Below are 19001 nucleotides of genomic sequence, written 5' to 3'. Positions count from 1 at the left end.
CAGCGCCCACCAATTTCGCACGTAATTCCCCCACGACTGCTTCAAAGATTGAATTGTGATCGTTGGAATTGCAACGTTTCTAGGTGTTGTTGAATGTTCCACAGTCGAATTACGTGCAATTCTGTGGAGCCATGCCCGGCAGGTGCGATCTTTGCGTTCGCCTGCTAGGCCTCGCGTGTTCTGGATAAGACGTTGTCTTCTGGATAGGAACGGAACATCTGGATAGGAACGGAACATCTGGATAGGAACGGAACATCTGGATAGGTTATTTTCCTATCCAGAAGCCGATAACCTATCCGCATCGTCGTTTCCTATCCAGTTCGTTGGTCCCCGGCGCCTTCGGTGGTCTCTGAGGTGGTGGTACTGAGGGGGTTGTGCGCCATGCGAAGCCCTCTGACGGTGTGTCGTCGGCGTGTCGCCGCCCTGCGTGGTGCAATGTCCCCATCTCGGCTCTCCTCGAGCAATTCCGCATGCAATTCCCGTCAACAATCTTGTTCGTCTGTCTCAGTACGTATCGCCACGTCACTTGTGTTGTGGAATTGCATGCGACTTTGTGTAGTGAGGCCTGCTTGTGCTGAGGGCTTTGCTGCGGCATAGCCGACACTCATGCGCCGCTCCGTTAACTGGCGCCAACATCGCTGGTCGGGGTGTCGTGGTGTCTACAGTGCGGATCGTCGAGGTGAGAAATGCCGGAGTGCGCTGTGGCAGGTGAAAAAGCCGGGGCGCGCCGGGCTCCACGAGAGAACCCAACGCGCCCCGGCCTCGTCGGTGAAAGGGCGAGCGAGCTTAGAAGCGCTCGACCCCCGCGTCCCAGGCGGCGCGCATGGGGTTGGCGTCTGCGACCAGCTGATCGAAACGCAGGTCGGCGATGTCGATGACCTCACCGAGCGCGAAGCGGGCCTCGCGGGCGGGGGAGTGTTCGACGCGGCGCCAGCCGGACTCGAGCAGGTGCTTGCGATCCACCACATTGTCCACGCAGATGACCAGCGGGCGGCCGAACTTCGTGCGATAGGCGGTGGCCAGGGCGCGCAGTTCCTCGGCCTCCTTGTCGGTCAGCTCGCCGATCGACAGATTCGAGGTGTCCGCCAGCGACTGCTCGTCGCCCTGCCCGTCCAGGACCAGGGAAACAATGTCGGCATACGAGGCGATGAGCTCCTCCGCCTCCTGCGGCGTCGCCGACAGGACCGCGTCCTCGAAGGAGGAACGAAGCTCGGACACGGACGCGAAGGGACGCGCTTCCCATGCCCGCTCGGCCGGCCACGTCTTCGTCGTGAACATCTTGGAGAAAGCCGACACGAAAGCCTGCCGATCCATCTCGTTGACGTCGTCCAGGTTGATCTTCTTGCCGTCCACCACGGCCACGTCCGGCGAGGCGGGGCGTCCGATGTGGAAGAATAAGAGGTTCAGGATGATGGCCGTCAGCGAGCCGATCGTCACGCCGGAGCCGAAGATGATCTGCAGCCAGGACGGCATGACCGACACGATGCCCGGCTTGAGGGTCACGAGGAGAGCCAGGCCAATCGACGTGGAGACGATGACGGCGTTGCGGTTGTCGCGCAGGTCCACCTTCGACAGGGTCTGGATGCCCACGACGGCAACGTTGGCGAACATCGCCAGCGAGGCGCCGCCGATGACGGGCTGGGGGATGGCCGCGACGATGGCCGCCGCCTTGGGCAGCAGGCCGAGGACGATCATGAAGACGCCAGCTGTCGTGACGACCCAGCGGGACTTCACGCGGGTCAGGCGCACCAGGCCCACGTTCTGCGCGAAGCAGGTGTAGGGGAAGGAGTTGAGGACGCCGCCCAGCAGGGTCGAGAGGCCGTCGGCGCGCAGGGCGTTGGCGATGTCGCGCGGGGCGATGCGCTTGCCGACGACCTCGCCGGTGGCGAAGACGTCGCCCGTGGTCTCCACGGCGGTGACCGCCATGACGATGATCATCGCGATGATTGCTGTCAGCGAGAACTTCGGGATGCCGAAGTAGAAGGGCGTCGTGATGGCCACCCAGCTGGCCTCGCCGACGCCAGAGAAGTCGGTCTTGCCCACCGCGAAGGCGACGGCCGTCATGATCAGTAGGCCGAGGAGGACGGACAGGGTGCCCATGAAGCCCTTGAAGAGGCGCTGAATGATGATGATGATGGCGATGGTGCCGAATGCGAGGCCGAGAGCCTCGTAGGTTGCGGTTGTCTTGGCGGCGTCGTCGGCGGCCTTATCGGCCCAGGCGACGATGTCGCCGGCGGACACGGAGATCAGGGTCGTGCCCATGACCGTCAGCAGGGTGCCCGTGACGATGGGCGGGAAGAAGCGCAGGAGCTTGGCGAAGAAGGGGGCGACCAGGAAGACGATGAGGCCGACGGCGATGATGGAGCCGTACATGGTGGCCAGGCCGGTCCGCGGGTCGGCGCCGGGGGGTGTGGCCGCCGCGCCAATTGCGATGAGGGGGGAGACGGCGGTGAAGGTCACGCCCTGGATGAGCGGGAGCTTCACGCCGATGAAGCGGCCGATGCCGGCCGACTGGATGATGGTGGCGATACCGCAGGTGAGCAGATCGGCGTTGATGAGGTGAACGAGTGTTTCATGGTCGAGCCCGAGGCCAGAGGCGATGACGAGCGGGACGACCACGGCGCCCGCGTAGAACGCGAGGACGTGCTGAATGCCGAGGATGGTGAGTTTTCCAAAGGGAGGGACTTGATCGACGGGGTGGGGAGCGGACGAGGGGCTTGATGCCATCAGGGTCTCCTGGACCTTTATCCAAGTGGTGTTAGGGACCCCTCTATTCTCTGTGATCGGAGTGATGATTTTACGAGTTATTTAAAAAGTGTGGCGTGCGCTATTGCGCGTGGGCACGCTGGGGGAGTGGGTAAGGGGGTGGACGTCATGTGCGCAGGCGGCGTAATCTCGCGGATTGTCTGACCTGCGAGGATGCGGCAGGGCGGGGGAGAGGGTCGGCAGTGGGGTGCGCTCCCGTCTCGCGGGGTGAACGCGCGGCATCACAACGGGTGCGCGGAGGGGACGAGACCGGGGGCTCCTTGCGCAAGCGCTGCACTCGGTTGGCGGACGGGGTACCGAGGGGACGAGGCCGGGGCTTGGGGTGTCGTGTAGGCCTGGGCGGTGGGTGGCGAGGAATCGGTTTGTTAGCCCGTGCGGACTCGGTGCGTGGGCGGATCCGAGGAGGGCATCCGTTACCGAGAAATACGCCGGTGATCGCGTGTTTGCGGCTCTCGTCGTGCTGAACAGATGGCAAGTTTATGTGACCGCTGTTACATTATTGGACGTTTTTGGGTTGAAATGCGAGCAATTTTCGTGAATTCCGCGAAATATCGCCCTAAACCCGGCGAAAACGCCAGAGATTTCGTAGTGTGTCATTCGTGGCCACGACAGTGGTAACCAAGAACGAACAGGAATGAGGTTTCTCAATGTCCGTGAACCGTACCGAGCTTGTTGCTCAGATTGCCGAGCGTGCCGACCTGACCAAGGCGAAGGCTGACGAGGCCCTGGCCGCTTTCCAGGCCGTCCTCGTTGAGTCCCTGGCCAAGGGCGAGGCCGTCAAGGTGACCGGCCTCCTCTCCGTCGAGCGCGTCGAGCGCGCCGCGCGCACCGGCCGTAACCCCCGCACCGGCGAAGAGATCAAGATTCCCGCCGGCTACGGCGTCAAGCTCTCCGCTGGCTCCACGCTGAAGAAGGCCGTCTCCAAGTGACGCACTGACGACAGCAACCTGGGTGTGGGGTGCGACCTGACGGCCGCACCCCACACCCATACCCGCGTCGCCTCAGTGGGAGAGCGCAGAAAGCGTCCCCGACCCGATTGATTCGGGCCGGGGACGCTTCTGTGGAGCACGCCGTGAACGTCTCCGCGCTTACGCGTCCACCTCTTGCGTCGTGCTCATCTGCAGGAGGGGGTGGTGGCAGGCCACGCGGTGCGTCTCTTCCGTGAGGAGCGGCTGCATCTTGCATTCCTCGCCGGCGAAGGGGCAGCGTGGCCGGAAGCGGCAGCCCTTGGGCGGGTTGACCGCGCTCGGGGGCTCGCCCGTCAGCTTGATCGCCTGGTCGTCGTGGGAGAACTCAGGGTCGGGCACGGGGATCGAGTCGATGAGCGCCTTCGTGTAGGGATGCTTCGGGTTCTCGACCACCTCCTTCGCCGGTCCCTCCTCGACGATGCGGCCCAGGTACATGACGCCGATGCGGTCCGCCATGTACTGGACGACCGCCAGGTCGTGGCTGATGAACAGGTAGGACAGGCCCAGCTCGGCCTGCAGGTCCTTCATAAGGTTGAGCACCTGAGCCTGCACCGACACGTCCAGCGCGGAGACGGGCTCGTCCGCCACGATCAGATCGGGGGCCAGGGTCAGCGAGCGGGCGAAGCCGATGCGCTGGAGCTGGCCGCCCGAAAACTCATGCGGGTAGCGGTCCAGGATCTCTTCGGTCAGGCCAACCTGTTCGATGATCTCCATGATGCGCTCGGCCATCTGACGCTTGTTGCCGGTCTTCTGGATGCTCATGGGCTCGGCCAGAATCTGGTCGATACGCATGCGCGGATCCATCGCCGCGTAGGAGTCCTGGAACATCATCTGCACGTCGCGGTGGATTCGCACCGCGTCGCGGCCCTTGAGAGTCGCCAGGTCGCGCCCACCGAGCTCGATAGCGCCGCCCGAGGGTGGCTCCAAGCCCGCGATCAGGCGCCCCATCGTCGACTTGCCGCAGCCTGACTCGCCCACGAGGCCGTAGGTTTCGCCCTTCTTCAGGGTGATCGAGACACGGTCGACGGCGGAGACGACCCCCTTGTCGCGCTTCAAGAAGCCCGATCCGGAGGACGCGTACTCGCGGGAGGCCTCCTTGACGTCCAGGAGAACCTCGTCAGTGTCCTCAACCTCCCCATAGACGACCCTTGCACCCGGCTCGGCCACTGCCTCGTCGATCGGAGCGGAGCCCTCGAGCTTCGCCTGAAGCTCCGCGGGGGACTCGTCGCCCTCCTGGACGGGGTGGAAGCACGAGTAGGTGTGGAAGCCCTCGCCCGACAGATCCGGATAGCGCTCCACGCACTCGGCTCCGGCCCACAGGCAGCGGGAGGCGAAACGACAACCCACCGGCAGATTCGTCAGCGAGGGGGGAGCACCCGGGATCGAGAACAGCTTCGTGCCTGCGGCGAGCGCCCGCTCGGGCAGTGCCGCCATGAGCGAGCTCGTGTAGCGGTGCTTCGGCTCGGTGAAGAGCGTCTTGGTGGGTGCCGTCTCCACGATGCGACCGGCGTACATGACGGCCACGCGATCCGTGTGACCGGCAACCACGCCCAGGTCGTGCGTGATGAGGATGACGCCCATCTGGTACTCGTCGCGCAGCTCGTCGATGAGGTCGAGGATCTGCATCTGGGTTGTCACGTCCAGGGCCGTCGTGGGCTCATCGGCGATGAGGATACGCGGCTCGCACACGAGGGCCATGGCGATCATGACACGCTGGCGCATGCCGCCCGAAAGCTGGTGCGGGTAGTTGTTGATGACGATCTCGGGACGCGGCATGCCCACGCGCTTGAGGATCTCGACGGCGCGCTCAAGCGCGTCCTTCTTCGACATCTTCTTGTGCACGCGCAGCGGCTCACAGACCTGCAGGCCGATCTTCATGGTCGGATTCAGCGAGGTCAGGGGATCCTGGAAGATCATGCCGACCTTCGTGCCGCGCAGCTTGCGCTTGGCGTGCAGCGGCATCTTCGTCAGGTCCTGCCCATCGAGGTAGATGGAACCCGAGGAGACGCGGCCTCCCTGGGGGAGCAGACCCATGAGCGACAGGGCGGTCATCGTCTTGCCGGAGCCGGACTCGCCCACGATGCCCAGCGTCTCGCCGGGGTTAACGTGCAGGTCGACACCCGAGAGGGCGTGGACCACGCCGGAGCGAATCTCAATGTCCGTGTGGAGGTCCTGGATGTCCAGGAGCGGAGAGTAATCCATAGTAGTTCTCACCTCTTGCGCAGTCGAACTTCGAAGGCGTCACGCAGGCCGTCGCCGATAAAGTTGAACGACAAGACCAGGATGATGATGAGGACGCCCGGCGGGTAGAGCAGCCACCAGTTGCCCGAATACACGTGCGACTGGCTGTTGGAGAGCATGGCTCCCCAGTCGGTGGCGGGAGGCTGCGCGCCCAGGCCAAGGAACGACAGGTAAGCGACGTAGAGGACGGCGTCGGCGACCTGGAAGGTCGCGTTGACGATGACGGTACCGATCGTGTTGCGCACGATGTGCGTGCGGATCGCCCGGGGCATCGACCCGCCCATGCCTCGCATCGCGACGACGTATTCGCGCGTGCGCAGGGACAGGGCCTCGCCTCGGATCAGTCGGGACGTGCCCAGCCAGGACAGAGCCGACATGATGATGATCAGGACGGGGACCGTCGGGGGGATCATCGTCGCGATGAGCATGAAGAGGAACAGGACGGGCACGGACATGAGCGCGTCAACGATGCGCATCATGATCGCGTCGATCCAGCCCCCGACGAAGCCCGCGATCGCGCCGTACAGGGTGCCGATCGTGGTCGCGATGATGCCGGCGAAGAGGCCGACGATGATCGAGGTCTGTCCGCCCTTCATGAGGCGGCCGAGCTGGTCGTAGCCGACCATGTCCGTGCCGAGCGGGTGCTCGGAGGAGGGAGGCAGCGCCGAGTTCATGAGGTCGGTGTGAACCTGGTCGGTCACGTAGAAGAGTGGACCGATGAAGGAGAACGCCAGCAGAATCAGGAGCATGCACACGCCGAAGACGGCGAGCCGGTTCTCCATGAAGACCTGCAGGCCCTGGAGCTTCGTGGACTTGCGGGCGGTGCGCGCCTTCGCTGGCGCGGTGGGGGTGGCGGTTGCTGTGCTCATTTGGATCGTCCTGCCAGTCGGATTCGAGGATCGGCAATGGCGTACAGGAAGTCAGCCAGGAGGGCGCCGATGACGGTCGCGAAGGAGACGATGAGCGCCACGCCCAGGAGGATCGGATAGTCTCGCCTGCCGGTGGCCTGGTAGTACAGGTAGCCCATGCCGTTGAAGTTGAAGAGCGTCTCGATGACCAGGGCGCCACAGAACATCGCGGGAATGTACAGGCCGATCATGGTGATGACGGGGAACATGGCGTTGCGCAGCGTGTGCACGAAGACGACGCGGAACTCCGACAGGCCCTTGGCGCGCGCCGTGCGCACGTACTGTTCGTTGAGGTTATCGACCATCGAGGAGCGCACGTAGCGCGCGTAGGCGGCGATTGTGCCGACAGAGAGGGCGCACACCGGCAGGATCAGGTGATCCCACTGCTCCCACATGACGGACAGGCTCTCTCCCTGTGGGGCGTCGTTGGGCAGGATGGGCCACACCTGGGAGAAGAGGACGATCAGGAGGAGGCCCGCGAAGAAGATGGGCGTCGAGTAGGCCAGCAGACACGCAATCGTCACGATGTAGTCGGGGGCCTTGTTTCTCTTCACCGCCTGCCACACGCCCAGGGGAACCGCGATGATGAGGGCCAGGATGGTGGAGAGCAGGGAGAGGAAGATGGTGCGCGGCAGGCGGGCGGCCAGCAGGTCGTTGACGGACTGGTTGTGCTGGTAGGAGTAGCCGAAATCGCCGTGCGCAATTTTGGTGACGTAGATTTTGTATTGCTCGAGGATGGGCTTGTCGTAACCATTTTCGTGGTCGAAGGCCGCGAGCTGTTCTTTCGTCGCGTCCTTGCCCAGTGCGGCTCGGGCGGCGCCGCCCGGCTGGGACTGGAGCAGGATGAAGGTGATGATGGTGACCAGGAAGACGACGACGACTGCCTGGCCGAGGCGTTTGAGAATGAATTGAATCATTGCGAACTCCACAAGTTGGGGGCAGGCGCCCGCGCGAGAGCGGGTGCGGGCGCCTGCCCCGTGAGGCGGTGGGACGAGCGCTTACTTAGTCCCGTCGGTCTTCCACGCCCAGTCCTCGGGCCAGGTGTCACCCGTGGCGTCGAGTTCTCCCAGGTCAATCGTGTTCTTCACAGCGGTGATCTGGTAGTACGGGTTGGGCATCCACAGGACGGGGAGGTCCTCCGCGAGGAAGTCGTTGTACGCCTGGAGGGCGTCGGGTGCGGTCGAGCGCGTCGACTCTTCGATGAGCTTGTCGGCCTCGGGGTTGGAGTACTGACCGAGGTTGACCGGCGCGTTGGTCGCGAAGAGACGCTCACCGGAGGCGTAGATCGGGAAGCCCCACGAGGTCTGGGATCCGAAGAAGGACAGGTCCCACGTGCAGGGGGTCTCGTCGTCACATGCCTGCGACGCACCGACCGAGTCGGGAACCTCGTTCATGTCGATCTTGATGCCGAGCTTGCCGAACTGAGAGATGATCTCTTCGAACATCTGGTGCGTGGAGACGAAGCCCGACTGGGAGATGAGCTTGAAGCTTAGGGCGTCGCCGGCCTCGATGCCCTCGCCGCACTGGCCCTCGCCGGTGCCGGGGTTCTCGCAGGTGGTGGAGCCGTCGGGGACGACCTTCCAGCCGTGGTCCTCGAGGAGCTTCTTGGCGGCGTCCGGATCGAACTTGTAGACGCAGCCTTCGGTGGTGCCGACCTTATCGGCGGCCATGGGGACGGGGCCGCAGGTGGGGGAAGCGGTACCCGACCAGATCTTTTCCGACAGGGTCGGCTGGTCGATGAGCTGCTGCATCGCCTGGCGGATGTACTTCTGGTTGATGTACTTCGAGGCGGGGGCCTGGGGTGCGAAGTTCAGGGCCAGGTAGGTGATGGTGTTGCCCGCCCACAGGTAGACGTTGTAGCCCTTGCCCTCGACGGCGGAGCGCTGGTTGTACTGGGCGGCGGGGATGTAGCCGAAGTCGATGGCGCCCGAGCGAACGGAGTTGAACTCGGCGTCGTCACCGGTGAAGGCCTTGTAGATCAGCTTGTCGATCTGCGGCTTGTCCTTGCCCCAGTAGTTCTCGTTGGGGACCAGTTCGAGGCCCTGGTCGGGGGTGAAGGAGGAGAGCTTCCAGGGGCCGTTCACCGTCTGCCACAGGGGGTTGGTGGCGTAGGTGGACAGGTTCTTGGCTTCGCCCTGGAGGTATGCGAAGACCTTTTGAGCGCCCTCGGGGGTGCGGTCCAGATCGGACACGGCCTCGTCGGCGCTGGTCTTGTCCCAGGCGTGCTGGGGGAGTAGCGCAACCTTGTTGATCTGGTTGTCAATGAACCAGGCCGGGTTGAAGGCGTCGGTGGTCGTGATGGAGAAGGTGTGCGCGTCCTTAATGTCGAGGGAGGCACCGTCGGGGAAGAAGCCTTCCTTGTAGGAGGCCCACTGGTCCTTGTTGTTGGTGACGAGGTTCCACCAGAACTCGATGTCGCGCGTGGAGACGGGCGTGCCGTCGGACCACTTCGCGTCGTCGCGCAGGGTGATGGTGTAGGTCTTACCGTCCTCAGAGACCTCGGGAACCAGGCCCAGGGACTTGTCGAGGTTGATCTTGTAGGGGGTATCGGAGGAGGACTTGTAGGCGAAGAGCGGACGGTACATCGCTTGGATGAACTGGCCGTTCTCACCCTGCGTGTAGCCCTTGGCGGAGATCGGGAAGATCCAGTTGGGAGTACGCGAGGCCATGGTGACCTCGTTCTTTCCGGTCTCCGAGGTGAGCGCACGGTTGGTGCTACATGCGGACAGGCCCATGGTGGCTACCATGGCGAGAGCCGCGCCGGCGGTGATCCACCGCTTTAATCTGAGGTTCATGACTGCTCCAAATCAACGTTGATCGGGGACTCTGACGGAACGTGGTCCCACCAGATGACCCTCATCATATGACATTTTCGCCGCCAACGTTGCCGCTTTTGGCAAAATTGAGAATGTTACGAAAAAATAACGACGGATTTTGGCGAAAGAAGTAGCAAACTTTCGCCAGTAAGGCATAATTGGTCCTGTCCTCAACGTTGAGCACCGTGTAACATTGCGGTTACTAAGAATCTATCAAGGGAGGTGTCATGGCGGCTCATGATGTCGATGAGACCGTGTTGACGCTGATCGGTTCCGGCCAAGCGGACACCAGACCCGCGATTGTCAAACAAACCGGACTCGCCGCCTCGACGGTCTCCGCCGCCGTCTCCCGCCTCGTCGAAGCGGGCGTCATATCAGAGACGGACGAATCGGTGTCCACGGGCGGGCGCAGGGCCCGCCGCCTCGTCACCTCCGACGGGGTCGGCGCCCTCGCCCTCGTCGAGCTCGGAGCCCACCACGGCCTCGTCGCCCTCACCGACCCGACCCAGGGCGTGACGCACGCTACCAGCTTCCTTGTCGACATCGCGAGCGGACCTGAAGCGGTCCTTACCGCCGTCATGGAGGAAGTCTCGCGCCAGGAGAAGGCGGCCGGCGTGCGCGTGGGGGGCCTCGCCCTGGCAGTCCCCGGCCCCGTCGATGCCGAGCGCACGCGCGTCATTCGCCCGGCCCGCATGCCCGGATGGGATGGCATCAATGTCGCCGAGGAGGTGGCCCGCCACTGCGGCCTGCCCGCCATCATCGACAACGACGCCAGGGCCGGAGCCATCGGCGAGTCCGTCTACCGGCGCCGACTTGTTGGGGTTGCTCCCATCGACACCCTCATCTACGTCAAGGCCGGCTCTGCGATCGGAGGTGCCTACCTCGTCGACGGCGTCCCCCTCGTCGGCCAAGGAGGCCTGGCCGGGGATATCTCGCACATTCCCGTCGACGCGGCGAGCGGGCGACCCTGCAAGTGCGGCAACGTCGGATGCCTGGAAACGATCGCCTCCGCCGACTCGATCCGAGCCGACCTGGCCGCCGCGGGCCTCGTCTACGAGAACAACGCCCAGCTCCTGGCAGCGGCCCGAGACGGCGTACCGGCCGTGGCCACCGCCATTCGCCAGGCGGGCACCCTCCTGGGCCTCAGCCTCGCCCACCTCGTGTCCTTCCTAGCCCCCCAGGGCGTCATCCTCGGCGGAGCCCTGTCCGCCGTCGACGCCTTCAGCGCGGGCGTGCGAGCCGCGCTCCACCAGTCCTGTCTTCCATCCATCATGGAAGACCTCGTGATCGAATCATCCCGCTCCGGACGTGACGCCGCGCTCTGGGGCCTATCGACACTCACGCCACAAAAGATCTCAAAGGAGAATCACTCATGACCAAGCCCCGTATCGCGGTCGCCGGCATCCACATCGAATCATCGACCTTCACCCCCTATATCTCCACCGCCGACGACTTTATCGTCACGCGCGGACAGGAGCTTATGGACCGCTTCTACTGGCTCGACGAGGACTGGGCCACCCAGATCGAATGGATCCCCGTCCTGCATTCGCGCGCCCTGCCCGGCGGCGTCGTCGAACGCAGCGCCTACGACGCCTGGAAGGCCGAGATCCTCGAGGGCTTGGCGGCCGCAGGCCCCCTCGACGGCCTCTTCTTCGATATTCACGGCGCCATGAGCGTCCAGGGCATGGACGACGCCGAAGGCGACCTCATCAACGCCATCCGCGCCGTCATCGGCCCGGAGCCCATGGTGAGCGCCTCCATGGACCTGCATGGCAACGTCTCCCAGGACCTCTTCGACGGCTGCGACATCCTCACCTGCTACCGCCTGGCACCCCACGAGGACGCCCTCGAGTCGCGCCGCCGCGCCGCCTACAACCTGGGCATGCGCCTCCTGAACGGAGCGCCCAAGCCCGTCAAGGCGCTCGTCCACGTCCCCGTCCTGCTTCCCGGAGAAAAGACCTCGACCCGCATCGAGCCCGCCAAATCCCTCTACAAGATGATCGACCCCATCGAGGAGATGGACGGCATCCTCGACGCCGCCATCTGGATCGGCTTCGCCTGGGCCGACCAGCCACGCTGCAAGGGTGCCGTCGTCGTGACCGGCGACGACGCGGACCTCGTCAAGGAACAGGCTGAGTGCATCGGCCAATACTTCTGGGATGTGCACGACCGCTTTGAATTCGTCGCCCCCGTCGCCTCCATGGAGGAGTGCCTGGCGGCAGCCGAAGAGGGCCCCAAGCCCTTCTTCATCTCCGACTCCGGCGACAACCCGGGCGCGGGCGGTGCCGACGACGTGACCGTCGCGCTCGCTGCCCTGCTGAAGTGGAAGCCCGTCCAGGAGGCCACGCTCGACGTCGTGTACGCCTCGATCATCGACCCGGTCGCGGCCGGTATCGCGTGGGAGGCAGGCGTTGGCGCCGAGGTGGACCTCGAGGTCGGCGGACACATCGACACGCGCGAGCCTGGCCCGCTGTCCGTCCGCGCCACGGTCGAGGCCCTCGCCGACGACCCGATGGGCGGCCACACCGCGCTGCTGCGTACCGGAGGCCTGCGCTTCATCATCACGACGAACCGCAACCAGTACACGATGTTTAGCCAGTTCGAGCTGCTCGGCGTCGACATCACGACCGCCGACGTGGTCGTCGTCAAGATCGGCTACCTCGAGCCTGACCTGTACGACACGCAGAAGGGCTGGCTCATGGCGCTGACCCCCGGCGGCGTCGACCAGGACCTGATCCGCCTGGGCCACCACAAGATCGATCGCCCGATGTTCCCCTTCGATCCGGAGATGGATGAGCCCGATCTGAGCGCACAGGTCGTCGTCCCATGAGTGCCGTCAAGGACTCGCCCGGTCCGGTATTCGCGGGCATCGACATCGGCGGCACCTCCATCAAGTGGATGATCGTCGACGAGGCCGGTGTGATCCTCACGCAGGGCAACGCGCCCACGGATCGTGATCAGGTGGCCGCCCAGGTCGGCGGCATCGGGGCGCGCCTGGCGGGCGAGTATCCGGGACTGGTGGGTTTTGGCCTCATCTGCCCCGGCCTCGTCGATGAGGAAAGCGGGATCGTCGTGTACGCGGCGAACCTGGAGCTGCGCGGCGTTCAGCTGGCTCGCGCGGTCGAGGAGGCCACCGGCGTTCCCGCCGCCCTCATGCATGACGGTCGCGCCGCCGGCCTGGCCGAGGGGCTCCTTGGGACGGGGCGCGGTGCCTCTTCCTTCCTGATGATGCCAATCGGCACGGGGATTTCCGTCGCCCTCATGCTCGGGGACGGTCTGTGGAGCGGCGCGACGTTTAGCGCCGGCGAGGTCGGGCATGCGCCCGTCTTTCCCGGGGGTGAATCGTGCCGCTGTGGCTCGCGCGGCTGCCTGGAGGTCTACGCCTCCGCGAAGGGCATCGCGCGGCGCTACGAGCAGGCCACCGGCGAGGACATCGGCGCCAAAGCGATCGAGAAGGCGATCGGCACCGACCCGGTGGCGACCGAGGTGTGGGAGACCGCCGTGCGTGCCCTCGCCCTGTCCCTCACCCACATGACGCTCACCGTCGACGTCGAGCGCATCATCATCGGCGGCGGGCTGTCGCACGCGGGGGAGAACCTGCTCGCGCCGCTACGTGCCCAGTTCGCGTCGATGCTGACCTTCCGTGACGCTCCCGAGATCGTTCGCGCCTCTCTCGGGGGTGCCGGCGGACGCTGGGGAGCCGCGATCCTGGCCGCCCGCGTGGGCGGATCGTCCTGCTATGAAAGGTGGCAGCCGTGACCATCGTGGAGATTTGCGTCGAGGACGCCGTCGGTGTGCGCCGCGCGCGCGACGGGGGAGCGGATCGCATCGAGATCTGCACCGACCTGTCGTGCGGGGGCCTGACTCCCGCTTTCGACGAGGTCGCCTCCGCCCTCGAGGTCGCCCCCGAGGGTGGGGTCCAGGTTCTCGTGCGTCCGCGCCCGGGCAACTTCGTGCATTCGCGCGAGGAGGTGACCCGCATCGCCTCCGACATCGTCACCCTGTCGGCGATTGGGCGTGGGGCACCGGTTCGCCTCGGATTCGTCGTCGGCGTCTTGAACGCGGACGGCACCATCAACGTGGACGCAGCCGCGCGTCTGCGCGACGTGGCAGAGGATGCGCCTCTGACCTTCCACCGGGGCTTCGACCAGGTGCGCGACCAGGATCGGGGTCTGGACGTCCTCATGGAGCTGGGGTATGACCGCGTGCTGACGACGGGTGGCGATCCGGCGGTCGCCCAGCCGGGCGTCCTCGCTCGGCTCGTGGAGCGCGGGGGAGAGGACATCATCATCCTCGTCTCGGGCGGCCTGCGCGCCCACAACGTGGCCGAGGTCGTGGCGGCGTCGGGCGCTTCGGAGGTCCACATGCGCGCCCCGGGGGTCTGCGGGACCGACCGGGCGGAGGTTGAGAGGATCGTCTCGGCGCTGCGCGGATAACGCAGATCACAAATTTCTCGACAATTGTTGTTGATTCGTCTGACAAATCAGATAAGTGGGTGTAAGGTTAACCACATGAGAATTGGAATTTTCAACGACGAAGATCAGATCGCATCCCTGGCAGCGGACCGCATCCTCGAGGTGTACCGCGCTAAGCCGAACTTCGTGCTCGGCCTGGCCACCGGCTCCTCGCCGCTGAAGCTCTACGCGGAGCTCGTGCGCCGCTACCAGGCCGGTCAGATCTCCTTTGCCCAGGTTCGCTCCTACAACCTCGACGAGTACGTGGGCCTGCCCCGTGACCACTACGAGGGCTACGCGAACTTCATCCACCGCAACCTCGTCGACCTGGTCGACATGCCCGAGGGTGCGGCACACGGCCCCGACGGCTGGTGCAATGATCTCGACGCCGGCGCCGCCGCCTACGACGAGGCCATCAAGGCAGACGGTGGCATCGACATCCAGGTTCTCGGCATCGGAAGCGACGGCCACATCGGCTTCAACGAGCCCGGCGGCACCCTGGCCTCGCGCACCCACGTGGGCGTCCTCACCGAGCAGACCCGCCGCGACAACGCCCGCTTCTTCGACGGCGACATCGACCAGGTCCCCACGCACTGCGTGACCCAGGGCCTGGGCACGATCATGGACTCGCGCGCCCACATCTTCATCGCCACGGGCGAAGGAAAGGCCGACGCGGTCAAGGCCATGATCGAGGGCGGCGTCACCCAGCGTTGGCCCGCCTCCATCCTCCAGCACCACCCCGATGTCACCGTGCTCCTCGACGAGGCCGCCGCCTCCAAGCTCGAGCTCGCAGACTTCTACAAGGAGGTCTGGGAGAAGGAACACCTGTGAGATAGTTTTCCACGTCCACCCGCCCCGGCCTCGCTTCAGCGAGGTCGGGGCATTATCGTGCCCGTGTATGCGCTCCCCGTGTACGCCGCCTCCCGCCCCGTCCCCCTTCGGGTCGTACAATGGACCCCATGCGTAACGCCCTTGACGAACCCACCGGCCCCTCCGCGCCCACCGGTCCCTCCACCGCGTCCTCGACCGGCCTGCTGGAGCGCACCGAGACCCGCAAGGAGCGCACCGACGGTGACGGCGATCGCTTCGCCCACTTCGTGCGCAAGGACAAGGCGAACTCCTCGATGGTCACGGGCCAGCCCGTCGTCGCCCTGTGCGGCAAGGTCTGGATCCCCACCCGCGACGCCTCCCAGTACCCCGTGTGCCCCACCTGCAGGGAGCTTCGGGACTCGATGGGCAAGAACGGGCGTAACTGGCCCTTCTCCGACGGCGGCAAGGGCTCCGACAAGTGAGCGAGACGACCCGGCGCGCGCCCGTTGGCAGGCTGCGCGCCTGGCAGGCTGCTGCCCTCGATCGCTACATGGAGACCTCCCCGCGCGACTTCCTGGCCGTCGCGACCCCGGGGGCCGGCAAGACGACCTTCGCCCTGACGCTTGCGACTGAGCTGATCGCCCGCGGCATCGTCGACAAGCTGACCGTCGTGTGCCCCACCGAGCACCTCAAGGGCCAGTGGGCCTCGAGCGCTGCGCGCTTCGGCATCCACATCGACCCCGACTTTACAAACTCGCAGGGCGTTGCAGGCTCGCACTTCGATGGCGTGGCCGTCACCTACGCGCAGATTGGCTCCAACCCGGCCGTCCACGCGGCCCGCACCCGCGCCTACCGCACCCTCGTTATTCTCGATGAGATCCACCACGCCGGCGACTCCCTGTCGTGGGGCGATGGCGTGCGCGAGGCCTTCACGGACGCGAGCCGGCGCCTGGCCCTGACGGGCACGCCTTTCCGTTCCGACACCTCGCCGATCCCCTTCGTGACCTACGCGGAGGACGCCGAGGGCATCCGCCGCTCGCGCGCCGACTACACCTATGGATACGGCGACGCCCTCAAGGACGGCGTCGTGCGCCCCGTCCTGTTCATGTCCTACTCCGGACAGATGGCCTGGCGCACCAACGCGGGCGACGAGGTCAGCGCGCGCCTGGGCGAGCCCCTCACCAAGGACATGATGAAGCAGGCCTGGCGTACCGCGCTGGACCCCAAGGGTGAGTGGATTCCCGCCGTCCTGCGCGCGGCCGACCTGCGCCTCGAAGAGGTGCGCCGAGCGGTGCCCGACGCGGGAGGCCTCGTCATCGCCTCCAACCAGGAGCATGCGCGCGCCTACGCCCGCCACCTGCGCCTCATCACCGGCAAGGCCCCCACGGTCGTCCTCTCGGACGACGCGGATGCCTCCGACCGCATTTCCGAGTTCGCCGACTCCACCGACAAGTGGATGGTCGCCGTGCGCATGGTGTCCGAGGGCGTGGACGTGCCCCGCCTCGCGGTCGGCGTCTACGCCACCAACGCCTCCACGCCGCTGTTCTTCGCCCAGGCCATCGGCCGCTACGTGCGAGCCCGGCGCCGCGGCGAGACGGCCACCGTCTTCATCCCCTCCGTCGTGCCCCTGCTGACCCTCGCCGGCGACATGGAGGTTGAGCGCGACCACGCGCTGGATCGCCCCCGGCGCGAGGAGGCCAGCGAAGACGACATGTGGAACCCCGAGGACGCCCTGGTCGCGGCCGCGAACCGCGAGGAGAAGGCATCCTCTGACCTGCTCTCCCAATTCGAGGTCCTGGGCGCCGACGCCGAATTCGACGGCGTCCTCTTCGATGGCGCCGCGTGGGGTGCTGGCGCCGAGGTGGGTTCCGAGGAAGAGCAGGAATACCTGGGCATTCCCGGCCTGCTGGACGCCGACCAGGTGACGACCCTGCTGCGCGCCCGCCAGGCCGATCAGGTCGCCGCGCAGAAGAAGAGCCGCGCCGCCCAGAAGATGCGCGAGGACAACGCGGGTATTCCCGCCCACAAGCTGCGCGCCGCTAAGCGCAAGGAGCTTCAACACCTGGTCTCCACCTGGTCGCGCCGCTCCGGTGAGACCCACGCGACCATCCATTCACGCCTGCGCTCACGCTGCGGGGGCCCCGAGGTCGCCCAGGCCACGACCGAGCAGATCGAGGCTCGCATCGCCCTGCTGCGCGAATGGTTCGTCGGCCGCCACTGACGCCGCCCGGCGCACTCGGCGCGCCCTGACGCATCACGAGTTCCGGCCTCGTCCCTTAAGTGAGAAGGACGAGGCCGGGGCGTCGTCACGCGGGCGAGTGCGTTCAGTCGACCTTCTCGTAGCGGGTGGGGATCGCCGCCTCACCCTCGGAGAGGCGCCACGCCTGGTAGGGCAGCTCGTTGCGGGCGCGCAGGTGATGCTCCTGAGCGCGGGTGAGGGCCTCGGAGCCCCAGGCCTCGGCGTCGATCTGGCCGCCGCGGACCAGCTGCACCTGCAGCGGGCGGGCACCACGCTCGGCCAGCAGAGCCTGGCCCTCCTCGAAGGAGGTCCCCACGAGGAGGAGTTCCTCGGTCGCGTAGCCGTCCTCTCCCATGACGCGGCCGGCAACCTTGCGCCCGCCAACAGTGGACTTCGACTCGGCCTTCTTGGCCACCAACACGATGTTGCCGTCGCTGTCCTCGCGCTGGACAACCTTGTAGACCAGGGCGGCCGTCGGCACGCCAGAGCCCGTCACCAGCTTGGTGCCCACGCCGTAGGAATCCACGGGGGCGGCGCCCAGGGCGGCGATCGCGTACTCGTCCAGGTCGGAGGTCACCGTGATCTTCGTGGTGGTGGCGCCCATCGCGTCGAGCTGTCCGCGTACCTTGAACGCCTCAGCAACCAGGTCGCCCGAGTCCAGGCGCACCGCGCCCAGCTCGCCGCCCGCCGCGCGCGCGGCCTCGACCGCGTTGATGACGCCCTGCCTGATGTCGTAGGTGTCCACGAGCAGCGTCGTGCCCGCGCCCAGCTTGGCGACCTGGGAATCGAAGGCGTCGCGCTCGGTGTCGTGCAGGAGCGTGAACGCGTGGGCGGCCGTGCCGATGCAGCGGATCCCGTAGCGCTTGGCTGCCTCGAGGTCGGAGGTGCCCTGGAAGCCGCCGATGATCGCTGCGCGGGCCGCGGACACCGCAGCGCGCTCGTGGGCTCGGCGCGCACCCATGTCCATGCAGGGGCGGCCGTGAGCAGCGATCGTCATACGCGAGGCGGCCGAGGCCACCGCGCAGTCGTGGTTAAGGACCGACAGGAGCAGCGTCTCCAGGAGCGTGCAGTCCGCGAAGGTACCCTCAACGGTGAGCAGGGGAGAGCCGGGGAAGTAGCACTCGCCCTCGGCGTAGCCCCAGATGTCGCCCGTGAAGCGCCACGAGGCCAGGAACTGTGCGGCCTCCTCGGAGATGATCCCTTGGTTGTGCAGCCATTCGATCTGCTCGGCGTCGAACTCGAAGCGCTCCAGCGCCTCGAGAATGCGGCCGGTACCGGCCACGACGCCGAAGCGGCGCGTGGCGGGCAGGCGGCGCCCGAACAGCTCAAACGTGCAGCGTCGATGCGCGGTGCCATCCTTCAGGGCGGCGTCGAGCATCGTGAGCTCGTACATATCGGTGAGTAATGAAGTGGATGTCGATGCAGGCATACTGTGAGCCTACCCTGAGAAGCGTGTCACCGGGGGGCGAAATCGCTTCCATGGGCGCTCTCTTCGACTTAGGGTTGATACATGACCACCATCGCCCAGCCGATTCCGCGCACGCACGAGGCCGCCACCTCCGTGCCGCGGTGGCGCGCCGTCGTGTGGGACGACCCGGTCAACCTCATGAGCTACGTGACCGCCGTGTTCCGCGAGTATTTTGGCTACTCCGCCGATCGCGCCGAGGAACTCATGCTGGCCGTCCACACGCGCGGGCGTGCGATCGTCTCGACGGGCGTGCGCGAACGCATCGAAGCCGACGTCATGGCCATGCACTCCTACGGCCTGCGCGCCACCATCGAAGAGGACAGAGACTAGC

Annotated in this window: 15 protein-coding genes; 9 read left to right on the top strand and 6 right to left on the bottom strand. The window is 66.0% G+C overall.

The window, feature by feature from the left end:
- Positions 1-786: 786 nt before the first annotated feature.
- Entirely contained in the window at positions 787-2727 is a 1941-nt protein-coding gene (locus HMPREF1138_RS09785; protein ID WP_009059322.1) for a solute carrier family 23 protein, read from the bottom strand.
- A 686-nt stretch (positions 2728-3413) separates the two neighbouring features.
- Here HMPREF1138_RS09785 and HMPREF1138_RS09780 point away from each other — a divergent pair.
- Positions 3414-3695 carry an HU family DNA-binding protein gene (locus tag HMPREF1138_RS09780; protein WP_003790058.1) on the top strand — a complete coding sequence of 94 codons (282 nt, stop codon included), beginning with the start codon at positions 3414-3416 and terminating at the stop codon, positions 3693-3695.
- Positions 3696-3854: 159 nt separating this feature from the next.
- Here HMPREF1138_RS09780 and HMPREF1138_RS09775 read toward each other — a convergent pair whose 3' ends face one another.
- The 4 genes from HMPREF1138_RS09775 to HMPREF1138_RS09760 all read right to left on the bottom strand — a co-directional run bounded on the left by HMPREF1138_RS09775 (position 3855) and on the right by HMPREF1138_RS09760 (position 9678).
- Positions 3855-5936, bottom strand: coding sequence for an ABC transporter ATP-binding protein (locus HMPREF1138_RS09775; RefSeq protein ID WP_009059292.1), 2082 nt, complete (start codon positions 5934-5936; stop codon positions 3855-3857).
- Between the two features lie 8 nt (positions 5937-5944).
- The gene (locus HMPREF1138_RS09770) at positions 5945-6844 is read right to left on the bottom strand and encodes an ABC transporter permease (protein ID WP_009059324.1); all 900 of its coding nucleotides are present in this window, start codon (positions 6842-6844) and stop codon (positions 5945-5947) included.
- On the bottom strand, positions 6841-7800 hold the full coding sequence (locus tag HMPREF1138_RS09765; protein WP_009059325.1) for an ABC transporter permease: 960 nt from the start codon (positions 7798-7800) through the stop codon (positions 6841-6843). The genes HMPREF1138_RS09770 and HMPREF1138_RS09765 overlap by 4 nt, the downstream gene beginning before the upstream one ends.
- 81 nt (positions 7801-7881) lie before the next feature.
- Complete coding sequence (locus HMPREF1138_RS09760; RefSeq protein ID WP_009059294.1) at positions 7882-9678, bottom strand: peptide ABC transporter substrate-binding protein; 1797 nt, start codon at positions 9676-9678, stop codon at positions 7882-7884.
- Positions 9679-9926: 248 nt separating this feature from the next.
- Here HMPREF1138_RS09760 and HMPREF1138_RS09755 point away from each other — a divergent pair, with 248 nt between their 5' ends.
- The 7 genes from HMPREF1138_RS09755 to HMPREF1138_RS09725 all read left to right on the top strand — a co-directional run bounded on the left by HMPREF1138_RS09755 (position 9927) and on the right by HMPREF1138_RS09725 (position 17184).
- The gene (locus tag HMPREF1138_RS09755) at positions 9927-11075 is read left to right on the top strand and encodes an ROK family transcriptional regulator (protein ID WP_009059329.1); all 1149 of its coding nucleotides are present in this window, start codon (positions 9927-9929) and stop codon (positions 11073-11075) included.
- A complete protein-coding gene (locus HMPREF1138_RS09750; protein ID WP_009059296.1) occupies positions 11072-12529 on the top strand; it encodes a M81 family metallopeptidase in 1458 nt (485 codons plus the stop codon). The genes HMPREF1138_RS09755 and HMPREF1138_RS09750 overlap by 4 nt, the downstream gene beginning before the upstream one ends.
- Positions 12526-13458, top strand: coding sequence for an ROK family protein (locus HMPREF1138_RS09745; RefSeq protein ID WP_009059336.1), 933 nt, complete (start codon positions 12526-12528; stop codon positions 13456-13458). Before HMPREF1138_RS09750 ends, HMPREF1138_RS09745 begins: the two co-directional genes overlap by 4 nt.
- The gene (locus tag HMPREF1138_RS09740; protein ID WP_009059311.1) at positions 13455-14135 is read left to right on the top strand and encodes a copper homeostasis protein CutC; all 681 of its coding nucleotides are present in this window, start codon (positions 13455-13457) and stop codon (positions 14133-14135) included. Before HMPREF1138_RS09745 ends, HMPREF1138_RS09740 begins: the two co-directional genes overlap by 4 nt.
- Before the next feature lie 75 nt (positions 14136-14210).
- Positions 14211-14984: a glucosamine-6-phosphate deaminase gene (gene nagB / locus HMPREF1138_RS09735; RefSeq protein ID WP_009059320.1), complete on the top strand. Its 774-nt coding sequence runs from the start codon at positions 14211-14213 to the stop codon at positions 14982-14984.
- Positions 14985-15112: 128 nt separating this feature from the next.
- Positions 15113-15445 (top strand): DUF3039 domain-containing protein, encoded by a 333-nt coding sequence (locus tag HMPREF1138_RS09730; protein WP_009059313.1) that lies wholly within the window; start codon positions 15113-15115, stop codon positions 15443-15445.
- On the top strand, positions 15442-17184 hold the full coding sequence (locus tag HMPREF1138_RS09725; RefSeq protein ID WP_009059288.1) for a DEAD/DEAH box helicase: 1743 nt from the start codon (positions 15442-15444) through the stop codon (positions 17182-17184). The genes HMPREF1138_RS09730 and HMPREF1138_RS09725 overlap by 4 nt, the downstream gene beginning before the upstream one ends.
- Positions 17185-17287: 103 nt before the next feature.
- On the opposite strand, the gene HMPREF1138_RS09720 is transcribed toward HMPREF1138_RS09725, so the two are convergent.
- Entirely contained in the window at positions 17288-18631 is a 1344-nt protein-coding gene (locus HMPREF1138_RS09720; protein WP_009059306.1) for a nicotinate phosphoribosyltransferase, read from the bottom strand.
- An 81-nt stretch (positions 18632-18712) separates the two neighbouring features.
- Between HMPREF1138_RS09720 and clpS the strand changes: the two genes are divergently transcribed.
- The gene (gene clpS, locus HMPREF1138_RS09715; RefSeq protein WP_009059290.1) at positions 18713-19000 is read left to right on the top strand and encodes an ATP-dependent Clp protease adapter ClpS; all 288 of its coding nucleotides are present in this window, start codon (positions 18713-18715) and stop codon (positions 18998-19000) included.
- Position 19001: the final 1 nt, after the last annotated feature.

The organism is Actinomyces sp. ICM58 (assembly GCF_000283035.1).
Classification (GTDB): Bacteria; Actinomycetota; Actinomycetes; order Actinomycetales; family Actinomycetaceae; genus Pauljensenia.
Note: the sequence above shows the minus strand (reverse complement) of the source record. Positions and strands in the feature narration are given on the sequence as shown.